This is a genomic window from Paraburkholderia sp. JHI2823 (assembly GCF_038900695.1).
Classification (GTDB): Bacteria; Pseudomonadota; Gammaproteobacteria; order Burkholderiales; family Burkholderiaceae; genus Paraburkholderia; species Paraburkholderia mimosarum.
Window position 1 is genome coordinate 1 of record NZ_JAYMRY010000051.1, and the last position, 18,232, is coordinate 18,232.

The 18,232-nt window shown below is 62.2% G+C and carries 12 protein-coding genes; 8 read left to right on the plus strand and 4 right to left on the minus strand.

Going from position 1 to position 18,232, the window contains the following annotated elements:
- A partial coding sequence (locus tag VSR34_RS33350; protein WP_342964659.1) for a hypothetical protein occupies nt 1-297 on the minus strand: 297 nt, incomplete at its 3' end.
- Nucleotides 298-382: 85 nt separating this feature from the next.
- Here VSR34_RS33350 and VSR34_RS33355 point away from each other — a divergent pair.
- On the plus strand, nt 383-1,387 hold the full coding sequence (locus VSR34_RS33355; protein ID WP_154671266.1) for a glycosyltransferase family A protein: 1,005 nt from the start codon (nt 383-385) through the stop codon (nt 1,385-1,387).
- Nucleotides 1,388-1,631: 244 nt separating this feature from the next.
- On the plus strand, nt 1,632-2,966 hold the full coding sequence (gene argG, locus VSR34_RS33360) for an argininosuccinate synthase (RefSeq protein ID WP_028231156.1): 1,335 nt from the start codon (nt 1,632-1,634) through the stop codon (nt 2,964-2,966).
- Between the two features lie 250 nt (nt 2,967-3,216).
- Here the strand turns inward: argG and VSR34_RS33365 are convergent, their stop codons facing one another.
- Entirely contained in the window at nt 3,217-4,599 is a 1,383-nt protein-coding gene (locus VSR34_RS33365; protein ID WP_028231155.1) for a replication initiation protein, read from the minus strand.
- A 1,339-nt stretch (nt 4,600-5,938) separates the two neighbouring features.
- On the opposite strand from VSR34_RS33365, the gene VSR34_RS33370 reads away from it, so the two are divergent.
- Complete coding sequence (locus VSR34_RS33370; protein WP_028212302.1) at nt 5,939-7,147, plus strand: AAA family ATPase; 1,209 nt, start codon at nt 5,939-5,941, stop codon at nt 7,145-7,147.
- Nucleotides 7,144-8,139, plus strand: a complete 996-nt coding sequence (locus VSR34_RS33375) for a ParB/RepB/Spo0J family partition protein (RefSeq protein WP_028231154.1) — start codon at nt 7,144-7,146, stop codon at nt 8,137-8,139. The genes VSR34_RS33370 and VSR34_RS33375 overlap by 4 nt, the downstream gene beginning before the upstream one ends.
- Before the next feature lie 1,760 nt (nt 8,140-9,899).
- Here VSR34_RS33375 and VSR34_RS33380 read toward each other — a convergent pair.
- Nucleotides 9,900-10,556, minus strand: a complete 657-nt coding sequence (locus VSR34_RS33380) for a TetR/AcrR family transcriptional regulator (protein WP_342964660.1) — start codon at nt 10,554-10,556, stop codon at nt 9,900-9,902.
- 15 nt (nt 10,557-10,571) lie between these two features.
- A complete protein-coding gene (locus VSR34_RS33385) occupies nt 10,572-11,573 on the minus strand; it encodes a LysR family transcriptional regulator (RefSeq protein WP_051390918.1) in 1,002 nt (333 codons plus the stop codon).
- A gap of 220 nt (nt 11,574-11,793) precedes the next feature.
- Between VSR34_RS33385 and VSR34_RS33390 the strand changes: the two genes are divergently transcribed.
- The 4 genes from VSR34_RS33390 to VSR34_RS33405 all read left to right on the plus strand — a co-directional run bounded on the left by VSR34_RS33390 (nt 11,794) and on the right by VSR34_RS33405 (nt 18,219).
- Nucleotides 11,794-13,044, plus strand: a complete 1,251-nt coding sequence (locus VSR34_RS33390) for a DNA repair exonuclease (RefSeq protein WP_342964661.1) — start codon at nt 11,794-11,796, stop codon at nt 13,042-13,044.
- A gap of 3 nt (nt 13,045-13,047) precedes the next feature.
- Nucleotides 13,048-16,518, plus strand: a complete 3,471-nt coding sequence (locus tag VSR34_RS33395; protein ID WP_342964662.1) for an AAA family ATPase — start codon at nt 13,048-13,050, stop codon at nt 16,516-16,518.
- 248 nt (nt 16,519-16,766) lie between these two features.
- A complete protein-coding gene (locus VSR34_RS33400) occupies nt 16,767-17,288 on the plus strand; it encodes an H-NS histone family protein (RefSeq protein ID WP_051390917.1) in 522 nt (173 codons plus the stop codon).
- 133 nt (nt 17,289-17,421) lie between these two features.
- On the plus strand, nt 17,422-18,219 hold the full coding sequence (locus VSR34_RS33405) for a sulfite exporter TauE/SafE family protein (RefSeq protein WP_028231152.1): 798 nt from the start codon (nt 17,422-17,424) through the stop codon (nt 18,217-18,219).
- The last annotated feature ends 13 nt before the right edge of the window (nt 18,220-18,232 follow it).

The following is an 18,232-nucleotide window of genomic DNA, read 5'->3' on the forward strand; positions in this document are numbered from 1 at the left end:
GCATCTATATGGCTGGATGCTTTGCTCTTCTCTGATCTGTGCGTTATTAATCAGTGATCCAAAATGAATGCTTGCTGATGGCCCAACCCTCGCGGCGCGTCGCGACACGAACTCCGCGCCGACACGCTCGCCACCGCTCACCCGGCTGAGACGGGCCGCCGCCGGATTTTCTTTCCGATTCCTCAGAGGAAAACCGGGCGTTTTTGCGCGATGCCCGACAGGGCGGGCGTTGCGGGCTGCCGTGCGCAAGCCGCGTTCCTTGCGATTTATTTTCGATTTCTTTCGGGTTTTTTTCATTTACCGTCGGTGGCCAACGGATGAAGTCGCCAGCGTGAACCTGCTTGCGCCGACTTCTTCGCCTACTCAAGACCGGGGCTCGCTCATGACGACAACAACGAAAGTCTCCATTTGTTTGCCGACGTGCAACCGGCCCGAGTTGCTCGTTCGCTGCATCGAATCGTGCCTGATGCAAACGCACACGAACATCGAGATCGTGATCGGCGACGATTCGCACGACGATCGAACGGCGCAACTGGTCACCTCCCGTTATGGCGACGACCCGCGCATCGCCTACCGGCGCAACGTGCCCGCACTCGGACAGGCGCCCAATGTGGCCAGCCTCTTCGAGCGCGCGAGTGGAGACAAGATCCTGCTGATCCACGACGACGATTACCTGCTCGTCCACTGCATCGAGACACTGCTTGCGCAGTGGTCCCGCCACCCGGATCTGGAAGTCGCGTTCGGCGATCAATACGAAACCGATCATGACGGGCGCATCATGCACGCGGCGAGCGAGCGCATGAACCGCGCCTATCACCGCACGCCGAGTGCTGCGGGGCTGCAAGATCCACCGGGTCGCGCGGGCATCGTGCAGATGTTCCCCAACAACGGCTGGCTCGCCAACGCGGCGCTCGTCAAGCGCATCGGCTACGACGACCGCTACGGCACCTGCTGCGATTACGTGTTCGGCACGCGGCTTTGTCTCGCGGCAAAGCGCGTGTGCTACGTGAACGAATACGTCTCGTGCTACCGCATGACAGATGCTTCGGTCTCCCAGGCAACGCGGCGCAGCATCAATGCCTCGTCGATTTCGGCATGGCAGTTTCTCGAGGGCCTCGCGCTGCCGCCCGACCTCGAACCGGCGCGCAGGCTCGCCAGGCGCCGGCTGGTGCCGATCGTGGTGTCCCTGCTCGCGCGCAATCGCGAGGCGCGCGCCGGGCTGCAACTCGCGCTCGGCAATCTCTATGCTTACCGGTTCGGCTTGAGCCCGCGGCTCTACTACCACTTGCTGATGATCTGGAAAGCCACGCGCCGGCCCCGCGAGGAACCGGTCGCGCCGAGGGGCATCGACCATGGCGTCGATGCGTCGAGAACGCGGATGCCGTAGCGCGAACGTCGGACGAGGCGCAAGCGCTCCCATCGTTGAGAGCGTTCTGTGCGCGATCGAGGCTGCCCGGGAGAGGCTGTGCCGAAGCCGCCGCCCCAAATCGGGGCTAGCGGCCGTGGCCCTTTTATTTGCGTAGAAATCGCGGCGAAAGCCGCCAGGCTTGCCGAATGGCCGGGGATACAAGATACTTGACGATTCGACCGAATTCCCTCCGCATTCTCGTTCTACCGGGTCCTTTCTCATCATGAGCACAATTCTTGAAAGCCTTCCGACCGGCCAAAAGGTCGGTATCGCGTTCTCCGGCGGCCTCGACACCAGCGCCGCGCTGCACTGGATGAAGCTGAAGGGCGCCGTGCCCTACGCCTACACCGCGAACCTCGGCCAGCCCGACGAAGACGACTACGATTCGATCCCGCGCCGCGCGACCGAATACGGCGCCGCGGGCGCGCGCCTGATCGACTGCCGCGCGCAACTCGTGGCGGAAGGCATTGCCGCCCTGCAATGCGGCGCGTTCCACATCTCGACGGCCGGCGTCACGTACTTCAACACCACCCCGATCGGCCGCGCCGTGACGGGCACGATGCTCGTGGCCGCGATGAAGGAAGACGGCGTCAACATCTGGGGCGACGGCTCGACCTACAAGGGCAACGACATCGAGCGCTTCTACCGCTATGGGCTGCTCGTCAACCCTGAACTGAAGATCTACAAGCCGTGGCTGGACCAGCAGTTCATCGACGAACTCGGCGGCCGCGCGGAAATGTCGGAATTCATGCGCCAGTCGGGTTTCGCATACAAGATGTCGGCCGAGAAGGCCTACTCGACCGATTCGAACCTGCTCGGCGCGACGCACGAAGCGAAGGACCTGGAAAGCCTGGAAAGCGGCATCAAGATCGTGAACCCGATCATGGGCGTGGCGTTCTGGCGCGACGACGTCAAGATCGACAGGGAAGAAGTCACGATCCGCTTCGAGGAAGGCCAGCCGGTCGCGCTGAACGGCCAGACTTTCCCGAATGCCGTCGAACTGCTGCTCGAAGCGAACCGCATTGGCGGCCGTCACGGTCTGGGCATGAGCGACCAGATCGAGAACCGTATCATCGAGGCGAAGAGCCGCGGCATTTACGAAGCCCCGGGTCTGGCTCTGCTCTACATCGCGTATGAGCGCCTCGTCACGGGCATTCACAACGAAGACACCATCGAGCAGTACCGCGAAAACGGCCGCCGCCTCGGCCGCCTGCTGTACCAGGGCCGCTGGTTCGACCCGCAGGCGATCATGCTGCGCGAGACGGCCCAGCACTGGGTCGCGCGCGCCGTGACGGGCGAAGTGAAGGTGGAGCTGCGCCGCGGCAACGACTACTCGATCCTCAGCACGAAGTCGGACAACCTCACGTACCAGCCGGAGCGTCTGTCGATGGAGAAGGTCGCTTCGACCTTCTCGCCGCGTGACCGCATCGGCCAGCTCACGATGCGCAACCTCGATATCGCCGACACGCGCGATAAGCTGCGCGTCTACTCCCAGGTGGGCCTGCTTGCGCCTGGCGCGGCTTATACGCTGCCGCAACTGAACGACGACAAGAAGTAAGGCGTCGTCGCTCCGCGAACAAAGGGAAGGCTCTGTGCCTTCCCTTTTTTCATGGATACGCGGGGATGCAATGGTGGTCCGGGTTACCCACAGATTCTGTTGGCAAGCTTGTGGAGAACGCTTGGGACGACTACCTCAAGCCCTTGATCCATCGGGTGTTTCCCGCCGGGTGATCGCTGGAGGCAGCGCGTGCCCGGCCTGCGCATAACACGCCTGCCGCCAGATCAGGCGCGAGGTGTATTGAACACACTCACCCGGTGGCAAGCTGCTTCATCTTCCCGTAGACGAATTGTCCGAAATACCACGACAAATCGGAATGGTTGAGGATGTTGGCATCGGAGAGCGCGCCCGCCTCGAGCTTCAGGCGGCGCAGCATGAGCTTGCCGGCCTGCGAGGCGATGTAGAGCCGCACCAGCTCCTTGCGGGTCTTGTCGTCGGCCGATTCGAAGTGATCCCGGCCTTGCCTGACCTCCTCGTTGCGCTGCGACCTCGCCTCTTCGTCGCGGGCCGCGATGCTCTGCTTCACGGCCGTGGTCGCCTCGGTTCTCGCGATCTCCTTCGCCGTCGCCGCGACGGCCTGCTCGCTCTGGATCGCCACCATCTTGCGCTCGGCCTCCGAGACCTGCCAGTTGTGGCTGAGCGCCTTCATCAGATACCCCGCCGGGCTCTTGGTCACCTTGCCCTGATTAAGCCGGAAACGCGTGTACTCGATGGCCTGCTGGATGCGCTCGTCGGTCCAGCTCATGCGGTGCTCCGCGATCACGTCGAACTGCTTGTTCGAGAGGCCGAACTCCTCCTTGAGCGTGAGCAGCAGGTCGTGCGCATCGGGCTGCCGGCTCAGGAGCGCCGCAACCGTGTCCTTGCGCTTCATCCGGAAGCGGATCTTGTTGATCTTGCGTGAGGTTTCCGAGTCGGCCCGGGTCTCGTAGCTGAGGTCGATATCGGAAAGCTCGTTGATCTGGCGGACTGCCGGATCGAGGTACTTGGGCCGGAAATGCTTGAACTCCGACGCGCTCGTGCCGAGTTTGCCCGGCCAGCGCCGCATGACGTCGAGTTCGATCCAGTCGGTCAGCCCGGCCGCCACGAAGGGCAGCACGTAGTCGTAGATCGCCCGCGCGTAGGTCTGCGAAAAGGACGCCGTGATGCACAGGTTGAGCCAGTGATGTTTGTCGGGACCGGTGATGTGGCGCAGCATGAGCGGCGGAATGCGGAACTGGATGCGCCCCTTGCCGATCTTCACGCTACCCATCAGCTGCTCGGAAATCCACTGGTCGTCTTCGCTGGGTGCGCGGTCGGGCGGCGTGTCGGTCACCTCGATCAACACGCGCTGGGCTTCCTTGATGACGCTCTGCAAATGACGCACGTTGCGGCTCTCATAACGCATGAGCCACTTGAAGTAGTTGAGGTCGACGTCGTAGATGTCGCGCGGCGCGGGCTCCTGGGCGGCAATGAAATAGGCGGCGTCGATGAATCGGCGCGACGACAGCCCAAGCCCATTGATGGCGACGAACACATTGTTGCGCTGAAAGCCGATCTCACGCGTACTCTCATTGATCGGCTGGCCGGACATCTCCTCGAAGAGTCCCAGCGACATCTGCTGTGTAGTTGTCCTGCGCCCGCTCTCCTCCGACATACGCCCGCTCTCCCGTCGACATTGGCGGGCACTCTATCATTCCCTAAACACAAGTCAACACAATAAACGTTACCTCAAACAGGCGCCTAAACCAGCGTGCGCACAACAAACGTACCTTGCTGCACAAATATCTCCACACCCCCGCACACAAAACGGGACGTGCAAGCACATAAACCGCTGCTTCGAGCACATAGAACGGTGCTTTTGCGGGCTAAGTATCTGAGCGGAAAGAGTTTGGCTCTGTACGTTAGTTGGTTGGTGGGTTTTTTATGTTTAAGTAAACAAACAAACCGCGCGGCAGAAAGAACGGCTCTGCGCTCAATTTGGCGCGAGGCGTTTCGGCTCTGTGGCCGAAAAGACGGGCGCTTATTTCCCGGAACCCCTATGGCTACAGGCTTGCAACGAGGCGGCCTGCCGAGCCCACGGCGTTGTCTACCAGACGGAGCGCTCAAACAGGTAACGATTTCTGTGCAGCTGTGAGGGCGAAGGTAGTGGTTTATGTGCGCACCGGCTTCGGGTGGCAACGCAAAGACGCGTGACAGGTCGAAAGCCGCCGGAGAGGAATGCCGAGGGCGCTCTTTTCAATCAGCACTTTGCAGGGTAACGGTTTTTGTGAAATATCGGCCGCTCGGCAAGGCAACGGTTTTTGTGCGCGTGCTACGGGAGGCCCGGGGTAACGGTTTTTGTGCGCGCGGATCGCCACAAGCCCCCGGGCGCCTCGTTTATCGAGGTAACGGAAATTGTGCAGGCGCGTGACGTCGCGGTTCCGATTCCCCGGAACAAGCGAAACCGGCTACCGCTGCAGCACCAGAGGACGCGAAAGTAACGGTTTTTGTGCATTGTGGGTGTACGAGCGCACACGCCGGCCTTTCGCGCGGGCAGGTGGTAACGGTTTTTGTGCACTTCTGAAGCGACAGGGAGCCGGTAAAACATTGGGAGCACAAAAACCGTTACTGTTTCGCGGGCGGCTGATCCTTTTGAAGAACCGCGCCGTGAAAACCGCACAAAAACCGTGACCCTCGCAGGCGCACGTGACCCCTCAATACCTGGGCGACGCCGCAGCCGGATCTGCACAAAAAACGGGACCTGTGACAGGTTTGATGAAAGGCCCTTCGAAGAGGCGGCGTACGCTCAAAAAGCACGCAAGCCGGGCGCACCATGGATCATGGTCGCAATGCCGGTGCTAACGCCGCTGGCCCTGCTGGCCTGCCCAGTGGCCTACGGGACCTTCCAAGGCCTTTTGAGAGGGTATTTGTTTCATATCGCCCTCAATTAGTGTGTTTTCATACACTTTTGCTGTATTCTACGCTTTATCCAAATTCTGATAAAAAGCGTATTAATGGCAAAGACTATCGAGTTACCGTCGATCGATCGACGCGTGGATCTTTCCGCGATCACCGAGTTCGCCGAAGAGGCCGGCCGTCTTTCTGAGGAGCTCAGGGAGATGATGCTCGCACCGCGGCCGCGAAAGGCGGCGCCCACCTTCACGTCCGCGCAGGTCGCAGAGCTCTGCGGCATAGATCGCATCAAACTGAACAACTTGCTCGCCACCCGGGAGGGGCTCCCACAAGGTGTGGCGCAAGGCTCGGGGCGAAGCCGGGTCTTCACCCTGGCAGAAGCGCGAACCTGGGTCCAGCAGGTTTCCGATATCTACCAGACGCCGCTCCATACCGGCGTGCGCGATGCAGACGGCAAGGTGCTTCTCGTCGCGAACTTCAAGGGCGGGTCGACGAAAACGACCACGACCATGTGTCTCGCCCAAGGCCTGACCTTGCGTGGGCGCAAGGTGCTGCTCATCGATCTGGATCCTCAGGCGTCGCTGACGGAACTCTGCGGTCTCTATGCCGAAAAGGAAGTGACGGAGGACAGCACGGTCCTGCCGTTCATCTATGACCCGCACATGGAAGGCGGCCTGACGAATTTCGTGCAGGAAACCTACTGGGACGGCCTCGACGTCATTCCCGCGCACCCTACGCTCTTCTCCGCGGAATTCCACATTCCTGGCACCGTGATCAAGAACCCGGGGTTCAAGTTCTGGGACCTGTTGCGCCAAGGGGTGGAGTCGCTGCGCAAGCAATACGACTACATCATTCTGGACACGGCACCGTCGCTGTCTTATCTGACGATCAACGCGCTCATGGCCGCGGATGCAATGGTCATGCCGCTCGTCCCGGAAAGCCTGGATTTCATCAGCTCGGTTTCGTTCTGGAGTCTCTTTTCCGACCTCGCGCATACCATCATGGAGCGCGGCGACGAAAAGACCTACGACTTCGTTTCTGTGCTGCTTTCCAAAGTGGACTATGGTAAGACGTCGTCGGCGCCAGTCGTGCGTTCGTGGGTGCAGCGGACTTACAAGGACTGGGTGAATGCGCTCGAAGTGCCGGCGAGTTCGGCAATGAGCAACGGCGCGTTGGCAATGGCGACGGTGTTCGATATCAGCAAAGGCGACCTCGCCGACAAGACGGTTGCACGCGTGCGTCAGCCGCTCTCGGATTACGTGCGGTGGATCGACGATCTTTACGTAGAACAATGGAGGGCGGGCAAGTGAGTTCATTCCGCGACAAGATGGCGGCGAAGACCGCTGAACTCGGCTCTTCTTCGGAGCGGCCGGCCCCCGAACGCCCGGCTGCCGTCGCACCGGCCGAGCCGCGCCGCAGCAGCGCGTTCAAGACTGGACCCGGAATGCTCGGCGCATTGGCCGTTGCTCAGCAACGCATTCAGGAACTCGAGAGTACGAGCGATAAGCTCATGTTGCCGGTGAGCGCGATTCAGCCGAATCCGTGGCAACCGCGCAAGATTTTCAGCGACGAGGGCCTCGCATCGCTCGCGGAATCGATACGCGAAGTCGGGCTCGTCGAGCCGGTGGTCGTTCGCCGGGCGGAGAACGGCTATCAGCTGATCGCGGGCGAGCGACGTCTGCGCGCGCACGCGCTGATTCAGGCGCAGGAGATTCGTGCCTCCGTTATCGAGTGTTCGGACCAGGACATGGCGGTGTTGGCGCTCGTGGAAAACGTCGGTCGCGAAGACCTCACCGATTACGAGATCGGACAGTCGCTGCGACGGGCCGAGCGGGAGTTCCCCACTCGCAAGCGCATGGCCGAGGCGCTCGGTATGTCGCGCAAAGGCCTGTACCGCTTTCTGGCGTTCGAGAACCTCCCGGATTTCATGCGAAAGGATCTTGATTTGAATCCGCGATTGCTCGGCGGCTCGGCAGCGGACGAGGTCGTTTCGGCGATCAAAAAATACGGGTCGGCGGGTCTCGCAGCAGCACGTGAGTTGTGGCCGGCCGTTGTCGCTCGGACACTGGACCAAGGGAAGCTGGCCGCGGCGATCGGGGCACAAGCGAGCCGGGGCGGTTCGACCGAACGCGTCTCAGAGCGCAGCATCGAGAAGATTTTTTCGGGGAAGAGCCACGCCGGGAGCATTACCAAGGATGCCAACAGCTTTACGGTGAAGCTGAAGACCGGCGTGCTGTCCGACGCGCAGGAAACGCAGATTCGGGAACTGATTAGTCAGTTGTTCAATGTGAAACCCGGCTGAACCCCAGTGGGGTTGTCGGTTGAATGGGGAGCCCGCTTCGGCGGGCTTTCTTTTTGGCTGTGCGTGTGTCGAGTTGACACACCGTGCCGGGGGCTGCGGGACGTTGTTATCGTCCAGCGGATCGAGTTCGCGTCTTGAGATCGACATCGACATATCCCGTGCCAGCCAATACGTCTGTTGCTCATGGGCCACCGGCTGGTGTGTCGAGTCGACACACTATGATCGGAATGCCCCGACTCGCATGACCATGAGCCATGCATGCCGCGTGTGGACATCCGACTCCTTCGAGTTGAGAAAAACAGTCGGCTGAACGCTTTCCTGTCCCAAACCGCTTACGGTGAGCAGCTGCCGGCGTTACCCCTTAGCCGCTTCCCTATCTGATGACGGACCTCGAAGACATAGACGTCCGGGCAAGTGTGTCGAGTCGACACACGGTAGGCCGACCGCGTTCTCGCCGGACGGAGACGACTCCCGTTGACGTGCCCAGCGCGTAGGGCGTCGCGCAGAACTGCCGGTGCACAAGGGCTTCGCGCGCAAGGGCCGACTAACGTGCGTGAGGAGGCTAAGTCGACAGGAAAGGGATGCACAAGGGCAACCCTGAACTGCGCGTTAGTCGCTGCCTGCAGTGTGTCACGTTGAAGCTATCAACTCTCGGCCTGTGTGGGGACCTCGCGCTAGTTGCACCTGCACCGCCCATACGGAACGATGCCGCGACGCACGGCAATCCACCGGTCTGTGCGATCGAATGGTTCGGCGATGTGTGTCGAGTCGACACACATCTGTGCAACCCAAAGTTTCATGGTTTGTGGACAGCGAACCCGGCAACGACGCCCGATCGCTGTCCACTGGCGGACCTCCAGCAGCAGGCGAAAAAGGCTGGTGCCGCAGGCTCAACGCTTCACCCCTTCTTCGAGCCAAGGATTCACGAATGCTGGTCCCAGGAGATCGCATGCGTCGTCCCCTCTGCATCCGTTGCCGTCCAGAGGGAACCGGTAACCCAGCCGGCCGCAATTCCTACGCCGACTCGCGAACGTTGGCTTGATATTAGTCGCGGCGTGAAGCGTGTATGGGGTCGATGAGTTTGTCTACGCGCTCATCGCTACGTGAGCGTAACGTACGCGATTTTTCCGCAGGGGCCGGAAGTAGCAGCTCCTGAATTGTCTCATTGCCAGGGCAGGGCAGACCCCAAGCTCACCGGCGGGAAACCGCAGTGGCGATGGCGAACTGCAAGAGCGCAGGGTAAACCCCCGGAATCGCTTGACAAAAGCAATGCAACTAACAGAATGAATGCCAATGTGAGCGCACTTTCGGCCGGACAAGGCATATGGCCATGCCGGCGAGGCTCCCGGACCATCTCTGACGAACGGCACTGGCGAATACTGTCACGCGGGAACCCAGGAACAAGACGGACCTGAACGTACGCATGCCGCGACCCCCGCGTCCGAAGAGCTGGGAAAACAGGGGAGTGGAAAAAATGGCGCCGATGTGATGAGCACCGACATCCGCAGTAGGGCCGCGCTAGCCGTGGAACATTTTTCTAAAAAGACCAAAACGGCCCCAAGCCTTATCGTGCAACCCCTACGAGCCAGAAACCAACCAAATTCTCGTAGTTGTTTCACGACACTACCGACTCTCCGACCCCCAAATGCCGGAGAAACTATCGCCGGCAGGCTAAAACCCGCACAACCCTCGATCGTTCGTATATTTCCATACGTATTTTGTAGTTCAATCGATATCTTCGGAAGACGCGGCGGCCCGGTTCACCCGAGCATATTCAAAGCCGTTTGCAGCACGACGCGCTTGTACTTCGCCTGCTGTTTCGGCAACGCAGAGAACACCTGCAGGAGATGCCCGTAGGCAACCGTTTTACTAATGCCGTTCATCAGCATAAAGAACAGCACGTTTGCATCGACCACTTTGAGTGCCCCGCACTTTCCGGCATCGGCGAGCAAAGGAACCAGCACGCGATGATAGGGGCGCACCAGGCGCTCGACGAGCAGCCCGAAGCGCATACCTTCCTCAGTGGCGGCCGTCGCAAAGAAAAGGCCGATGTCCGGCTCGTCGAAAACTTTGTCGATGTAGATTTCGAGCGCGCGCTCCACGCGCTCACGCGCCCCAAACGGCGACATGCGTAATGCCGCCGTCGCCGCGATCATGGGCGAGGCGTGTTCGGCGATCTGTTCGACCACCGCGGCCCAGAGCGCTTCCTTGGAGCCAAAGTGATGCGCGAGCAACGCCGCATCGACGCCGGATTCGCGCGCGATCTCACGCACGCTCGTAGCGTCGTAGCCACGCTTCGCGAACATGCTGCGCGCGTTGCGCAATAGCGCGTCCGGCCCGACGGAGCTGCCATGCGCGGGGCGTCCGCGCGCTCGTTTCTTCGCTGGCGTCGTGTGCGAGGTGGCCGCGCTCTTCATGCGTCTCAACGGTATCTATCTGGAAGGAGGGTCAATCGAGCGCAATGCGCGGTTCACGCCAAATAGCCCATCGCGCGGCTGCCGCGCTTGCGCAGCCTGGAGCGCCTCTTCGTGCCCGGCGATCTTTTGCGGCACAGTGTCTCGCAGGAATTCGACCAGCGTCTTGATCTTCGCATCGAGATACTGGCGCGACGCGTAAAGCGCGTAGATGTTGTGCGGCACGGCGCGTACGCTGGGCAGCACGTGCGTCAGGCTGCCTTCGCGAATGCCCTGCAACGCGGTGGGCACTGGCAGCATGGCCAGACCCATGCCCGCCTGCACAGCCTGGGCGAGCGCTTCGGGCATGTTCACCGTGAGCGGCGCCGGCTTGGGCGTGCGCAACGATTCGCTTCCGGCATCCTCGAACAGCCACTGTGTCGCCGGCATGTCCGGCAGATTCAGTTGCAGGCAGATGTGATGTTCGAGGTCCGCGAGCGTGCGTGGCGTGCCGTGCCGCATCAGGTAGCTGGGCGACGCGCACAGCACCGGGCGCGCGAGTCCCACGCGTTGCGAAACGAGCGAGGAGTCTTTCAGGGTCTGCGCGACGACGATCGCGACGTCGAACTTCTCTTCGAGCAGATCGGGCGTGCGCTGCGAGAGCACGAGATCGACCGGGACGTCTTCGAACTGCGCCGTGTATTGCGCGAGCAAAGGCGTGAGGTAGTGCTGGCCGAAACTCGACGTGGCGTGAATACGCAGCCTGCCTGTGGGTTGCGCGCTCGCGCCCATGGCTTCGGCGTCGGCCAGTTCGAGCTGGTTGAGAATGCGCTCGCAATGCGAGAGATAACGGCGACCCGCGTCGGTCAGCGAGATCTGCCGCGTGGTGCGGTTAAAGAGCCGCGTCTGCAGGCTCGACTCCAGTTCCATGATGGCGCGCGACACGGCGGCGGTGCTCAGCGACGCGCGCGCCGCGGCTTTGGCGAACCCTCCCGCCTGAGCGACCCTCACAAACATTTTCAGGCTGCCGAGCTTGTCCATCTGATCCGTGTGGCTTGCGGACAATGCGCCGCGCTGGTTACACGCTGGTCACACATATTCAACGGTCGATGAAATAATTCTACCTCGCGGCCAGCCGCCGTGTCAAAGCAGCGCGCGTCGCCGAAGCTGACCGATCGCGTCGATTAGAATTGGCCCGCACCGATGGGCGGGAATCGCCCTTTCACCATACTGCGCCCGGAATCACCAGAGAGGACACGTCGTGAAGTTCATCCACGCGGCAGACATACACCTCGACAGCCCCCTGCATGGGCTAAGCGCCTACCCCGACGCACCGGCCGGCCATTTGCGCAACGCCACGCGCGAGGCGTTGCGCCTGCTCGTCGATCGCGCGATCGACGAAGAAGTCGCCTTCGTCGTGATCGCCGGCGATCTCTACGATGGCGACTGGAAGGACCACAACACGGGCATCTTCTTCGGTCAGCAAATGGGCCGCCTGCGCAAGGCGGGCATTCGCGTATTCGCGCTGTGGGGCAACCACGACGCGGAAAGCGAAATGACAAAAAAGCTCACGTTACCCGACAACGTCGTGGTGTTCAGCCATCGCAAACCGGAAACGCATGTGCTGGACGAATTGAAGGTGGCGCTGCACGGCCAGAGCTTCAAGGACAAGGCCGTGGTCGACAACCTCGCCGTGCGCTATCCTTCGCCGCTTTCCGGCTACTACAACATCGGCGTGCTGCATACCGCGCTCGAAGGCTATGCGGCGCACGCGAGCTACGCGCCATGCACGCGTTCCGAATTGCATGCGAAGGGCTACGACTACTGGGCGCTTGGTCACGTGCACGAATTCCAGCAGTGGTCCGAGCAATCGACGATCGTGTTTCCGGGCAATCTGCAGGGTCGGCACATACGCGAGACTGGCCGCCGCGGCGCGGTGCTCGTGACGGTGGAGGCAGGCCGTACGCATGTCGAACGTCTCTATCTCGACGTGCTGCGCTGGGAATCGGTGCTCGTCGACGCAAGCGACTGCCTGAGCGTTGCTGATCTCTCGCGCAAAATCGGCGCGTCGCTCGAAGCGCTGCTGTCCACCGACCCGCACGTGCCGCGCGCGGTGCGCGTGACGGTGACCGGCAAGTCGCCGGCGCACGGGCTCTTTTTCGGACGCGCCACGCAATTGCGCGCCGAGGTGCTCAACCAGATCGGCATCATCGGCAACGACAGACTATGGCTGGAAAAGGTCAAGCTCGAAACCCGCGCTGCGGACATGGCAGCCGCGCAGAACGAGCAGTTCGAAGCGCTCGCTGATCTCAAGCAGATTCTCGAGGCCGCTACGCAAGACCCCGATTTTCTCGCGATGCTCGAACGCGATTTGCGCGCCTTCGTCGGCAAGGTACGCAGCGAGGTGAAAGAAGACGCGCCGCTGCTGGAACTCGCACGCGACGGCAAACTCGCGGCGCTGGTGGAGCAGGTCGGACCTGCGCTGCTTGCGCGCCTTTCCACGGGAGAATGACCAGTGCGTCTCAAGCAACTCGAATTGATCAAATATGGGAAGTTCACCGAAACGATCTTGAGCTTTCCGCATGCGGTGCACGATTTCCATGTCATCGTGGGACCGAACGAGGCGGGCAAGTCCACGGTGCGCACGGCCGTGTCGGAGTTGCTGTTCGGCATGCGCCTGCAAACCCCGCTTGATTTTCTGCATGGCACGCCCGAGCTTCGGCTTGGTGGCGTGCTGGAAAACGGCGCGGCCGAGCAACGGTTTCATCGCGCACGCGGGCGCAATTCGCTGCGCACGCCGCAGGACGACAAATTGCCCGATGACTTTCTCGCGGCATTTCTCGATGGCGCAAGCAAGGAATTCTTCGAACAGATGTTCGGTCTCGATCATGCGCGGCTCATCGAGGGCGGCCGCAGCATTCTCGACGCATCGGACAAGCTCGGCCAGGTGCTGTTCGAATCCGCCGCTGGCGTGGGGAGCCTCGGGCCCGTGCGCGAGGAACTGGAAAATCGCTCTTTGGAACTCTGGGCGCCGCGACGCAGCAGCAGTGCCTATGCGCAGGCCGAAACGGCGTTTACCGAAGCGACGGGCGAACTGAAAGCCGCGCAGGTACGCACACGCGACTGGGTCGAGAAAAAGGAGGCGCTCGAAACGGCCGAAAAGGCGATCGAGCGTTTGCGCGCCGAACAGCGCAGTCTCGAATCGCAGCGCTCGAAGCTCGAGCGGGTGCGCCGCCTCGCGCCCTATATGGAAGAGCTTTCGCTCAAGCGGAACGCACTGGCTGCGTTGGGCGAAGTCGTCGATCTGCCGCCCACGGCGTATGCCGAGCTGTTGAAGGCGCAAGCCGACATCGCCGCCGAGCGCAAGGTACTGGAAGCGCGCCAGGCCGATCTCGCAGGCAAGGAAGCCTCACGCCGCGCGATCGAGCCCGATCGCGCGGCACTCGCGCTGGCTGCGGAAATCGATGCGCTCGACGCGCTTCGCGGCGAATGCATCAACTATCCGCGCGAGCTTCTGGTGTGCGAAACGGAGATCCAGAGCCATCTCGACGTCGCGTTCGCAGCCGCCGCTCAACTGGGCTGGCCTGCCGAAGAAACTGCCTTGCGCGCTGCATTGCCGGGTGCGCTCGCGCTCAAGACGGTGACGAACCTGCTGCGCGAACACGCGCTGCGCGACCAGGCGCTCGCAACGGCACGCGAGGCGCGCGACGAACAGGCGCGCAAGCGTGCTCAGGTACAGGACCTGCTGGCGAGCCTGCCTTGCATCGACGTGCCGTTCGCGCTGCAGGCGGCGCTCGACACGGCGCGCGAGTTCCGCAATAGCGCGGCGCACGAAAACACGCTCGAGCACGAAGTCGCGCAGGCGCAACGTGCACTCGAGGAAAAGCTCGCGCTGCTCGGGCAATGGCGCAAGCCTGTGCCGGTGCTGCGCGCGCTGGACCTGCCTTCGGCCACGCGCCTCGCCGCGCTTCAAAAGGAAGAAAGCGAGCACGCGAGCGCGTTGGCCGCCGCGCGGGAAACGGTGGCGGCGGCGCGGGAGGAAGTCGCGCGCCTCGAATTGCAGGAAAAGCATTTCACGCAGGGCAACAGAATCGTGATGACCGCGGAAGTGCAGGCGGCGCGCACGCGCCGCGACAGCGCGTGGGACGAGGTCAGGCAGGCACGCGTGAGTCTCGCCGACGGTGCGCCCATCGTGGACGATGCCATCCGGCTTGCCGACGAACTGGTCGACGCGCAACTCGGAACCTCGCAGGCGGCGGCTACGTTACTCAATCTGCGCCAGCAACTCGAAGCATCGCGTGCGAACTTGCAGCGCAAGCTCGCGGCCTTGAATGAGCGCGAGCGCGATCTCGACAACTTTCACGCGGCCTGGACGCAGAGCGCGAACGCCGCGCAACTGCCTGGCATGCGGCTTGCCGATATGGGCGCGTGGCTCGCGAATCGCGAAACGGCGCTTGCCGCGCACAGCGAACGCGAGCGCCGCGCAAGCGAACTGGAAACGCGCCGTGCCGCACGCGTGGCCGCGCACCGGACGTTGCTCGAAGCGCTGCGACCCGTTGCGTTGGCGAACGAAGGCGACGCACTGGCGACTTTGATCGGCGCGGCCGAAGCCTTCGTTCAGTCGGCGCAAAAGAGCGCCGTGCAGCGCGAAAGTCTGGAAGCGCAGTTGCGCGAGGTCGAACGTGCGAACGAATCCGCGCAATCCCGGCTGGCGATCGAGCAGGACGCCTACGAAAAGTGGCAGACGCAATGGCGCGAGGCGCTCGCACAAGCGAATCTCGGCGCCCGGGCGGCGACACTCGCGGCAGCCGAAGGCGCAGTCGAACTCGCAAATGCCATTGCGGTCGCCTTTTCGGATGCCGAAGCACCGCGCAATCGCATTCGCGCAATTCGCGCGCAACTAAAGACGCTCGAATCCGACGCGCGGCGCCTCGCCGGGTTGCTCACACCGGAGCAACCCGCTTCGAATGACGGCATCGAAGTGGCTCGCCAACTGGCCACGAGACTCGCGAAAGCGCGCGAGACGGCGAAAGCGCTCGCCGAGGCCGACGCGGAGGTACAGGTCGCGCGCACACGCGTGGCCGACGCCGTTGCGGCAGTAGCAGGCGCGCAGGCGCGCATCGAGCCCATCCTGAGCCTCGCGGGGGTCAGCGAAATCGACGCGGCACTACCGCTTGCCCAGCGCTCGGATGAGCGCCGCGCGTTGTCGAACGCGATTTCCGCCGCGCAAGACATGATCGTGCGCGAAGGCGACGGTCTTTCGCAGGAAGCGATTACGGCTGAAATCGAGCAGCAGCCCATGACCGACGTGCCCGCGCTGCTCGCAGCGGTGAAGCAGCAGCTCGAAGCGGTCGACCGGGCGCTGGCCGAGTGCCTGCAGCAGCAGGTGAAGGCCGCGCAGGATTTCGAAGCGATCAACGGCCGCGCCAATGCCGCGCTGGCGGAGGCAAAGCGCCAGGAAGCCCTGAGCGCAATGGGCGAAGCCGCGGAGCAATATCTCGAAGCCGCGACCGCGTGCCGTCTGCTCAAGTGGGCAACGGATCGATATCGCGACCAGAAGCAAGGGCCGATGCTGCGCCGCGCAGGAGAAATATTCAGCGGACTCACGCTTGGCGATTTCGCGCGGCTCGTGGTCGATACCGAACGCAATCCGCCTGCATTGCATGGGCGCCGCGGCAACGGCAAGGCCGTGGAGGTGAGCGGAATGAGCGAAGGCACGCGCGACCAGCTTTTTCTCGCGCTGCGCATCGCGGCGCTCGAATTGCAGCTGGCGAACAAGGCGGCGCTTCCGTTTGTCGCCGACGATCTCTTCATCAATTTCGACGATGCGCGCGCAAGGGCTGGGTTCGAAGCGTTACAGAATCTTTCTCAAAAAACGCAGGTGTTGTTTCTCACGCACCACGACCATCTTTTACCTTTGATTCGCGAGGTGTTTGGCGCGGGCGTCAATGTTGTCGAATTGCAGCGCGCCAGCGTTGCGGCGTAGCAGCGAACGTCGTCCAGCGAGTATCTCGCGAAGTGAGAATTTGCGGGGGCTTTGTTTGCCTGAGAATCAATGTTCTGATCAGGAAATGTGTTTTTTAGTGCGAATCAGTCGTTTGAAATTGCCAGCATGCGTCATTTGACTTCATAATCACGTTGCCTTTCGCGACGCCCCGGGCAAGCAGGATCGCATTTCGATCTGGCGATGTTGGATGAAGGGTGTCCGTAAAAACCGTGAATAAGGAGGTGTGAATGGTCACCCTGGATGCAATTCAATCGAAGATCGCGAAGCTGCAAAAACAGGCCGAATCGATCGTGCAAAAGCAAACGTCGGTCGGTCTCGCGAAGATTCGCGATCTGATGGCCAAGCATGGCCTGAGCCTGGCCGACATCGAGAGCTTCGTTGGCAAGAGGCGTGGCCGTAAGCCGGGCGCGAGCGCCAAAACGGCCACGAAGCGTGCGGTTGCGGCGAAATACGCCGATCCGAAAACGGGCGCAACGTGGACGGGCCGCGGCCGCGCGCCGCTGTGGATTCGCGACGTGAAAGATCGTTCGAAATTCCTGATCGACGGCAGCGCGGCAAACGGCGCGGCCACAAAACCGGCCGGCCGCAAGGTCGCTGCGAAGGCCGCACGGAAAACGCGCGCCAGTTCGACGGCGGTGAGCAAGAACGCTGGCAAGCGTGCCAAGGCCGCGCCCGCAAAAAAAGCGGCGCGTAAGACGGGTGGCCGAAAGTCCGCTGCGACATCCGCGCAGGTTGCGACGGCTGCCTGAATAAGCAGCGGAATAGTCGCCAAGGCGGAAATCGCTTGCTAACGAGTGGCCGCGCCGTCGTTTCGACGTCCGCGGCCACTTTCACATGAGCGGCGCCAAAAGACGCGCGCCCACCTTCCCAATATCCAGATCGATGTCCGGCCTTTCTTTTTCCTCGGGCTTACTCGCGCCCCATCTGCAATCGCTCGACGTGTTTCAGTGGGTCGGCATCGCGCTCGCGCTCGTGCTCGGTGGAATGGTAAAGGGCGTGACCGGCATTGGCGTGCCGCTCGTGGCCATGCCCATCGTCACGCATTTTTTGCCTGTCAAGGAAGCGGTGCTCCTGCTTTCCATGCCGATCATTCTCGGCAATATCCCGCAGGCGCTCGAGGGAGGCGAAATGTTGCCGACCTTGCGCAATATCGCGGCGCCGCTGATTGGCACGGTGATCGGCAATGTGGTCGGGGTATCGGTGCTGATCTCGCTGGAGCCGCATCATGCCCAGGCGGCCTCGGGCGTGGCATTGATCGTGGCGGCCGCGCTGCTGCTCGTCTCACCGCGCCTCACACTCTCGCCCGCGCTCGTGAAGCCCGTGGGTTTCGCGCTGGGCTTCGGGGCGGCGCTCATGGAGAGCATCGCCGCGGTGCCGGGGCCGCTGCTCGCCATGTACCTGATCGCATCGGGCGCGACGGGCCGCGCCTTTACAAAGCAGATCGCGATCATTCTCGTCGTCTCCGTCATCACGCTCATTACGACGTTCAGCCACGGCGCGCATGCCAATCTCGCCGACCTCGCGATTTCGGCCCTGGCGAGCCTGCCCGCCATCGCGGGCATGCTGTTGATCCGTCCATTGCGCGACAATCTGCATCCGCTTGCATTTCGTATCGTCGTGCTCGTGTGCGTGCTGGCCGCGGCGGCCCAAATGATCATCAAGTCACACGTGCTGTTCTGACCCGCAGATCGTG

Excerpts from the sequence above, each read along its gene's own strand:
- VSR34_RS33370 (WP_028212302.1), top strand. The coding sequence starts at position 5,939 with ATGGCAAAGACTATCGAGTTACCGTCGATCGATCGACGCGTGGATCTT.
- VSR34_RS33405 (WP_028231152.1), top strand. The coding sequence starts at position 17,422 with ATGTCCGGCCTTTCTTTTTCCTCGGGCTTACTCGCGCCCCATCTGCAA.
- VSR34_RS33385 (WP_051390918.1), bottom strand. The coding sequence starts at position 11,573 with ATGGACAAGCTCGGCAGCCTGAAAATGTTTGTGAGGGTCGCTCAGGCG.
- VSR34_RS33355 (WP_154671266.1), top strand. The coding sequence starts at position 383 with ATGACGACAACAACGAAAGTCTCCATTTGTTTGCCGACGTGCAACCGG.
- VSR34_RS33400 (WP_051390917.1), top strand. The coding sequence starts at position 16,767 with ATGGTCACCCTGGATGCAATTCAATCGAAGATCGCGAAGCTGCAAAAA.
- VSR34_RS33365 (WP_028231155.1), bottom strand. The coding sequence starts at position 4,599 with ATGTCGGAGGAGAGCGGGCGCAGGACAACTACACAGCAGATGTCGCTG.
- argG (WP_028231156.1), top strand. The coding sequence starts at position 1,632 with ATGAGCACAATTCTTGAAAGCCTTCCGACCGGCCAAAAGGTCGGTATC.
- VSR34_RS33380 (WP_342964660.1), bottom strand. The coding sequence starts at position 10,556 with ATGAAGAGCGCGGCCACCTCGCACACGACGCCAGCGAAGAAACGAGCG.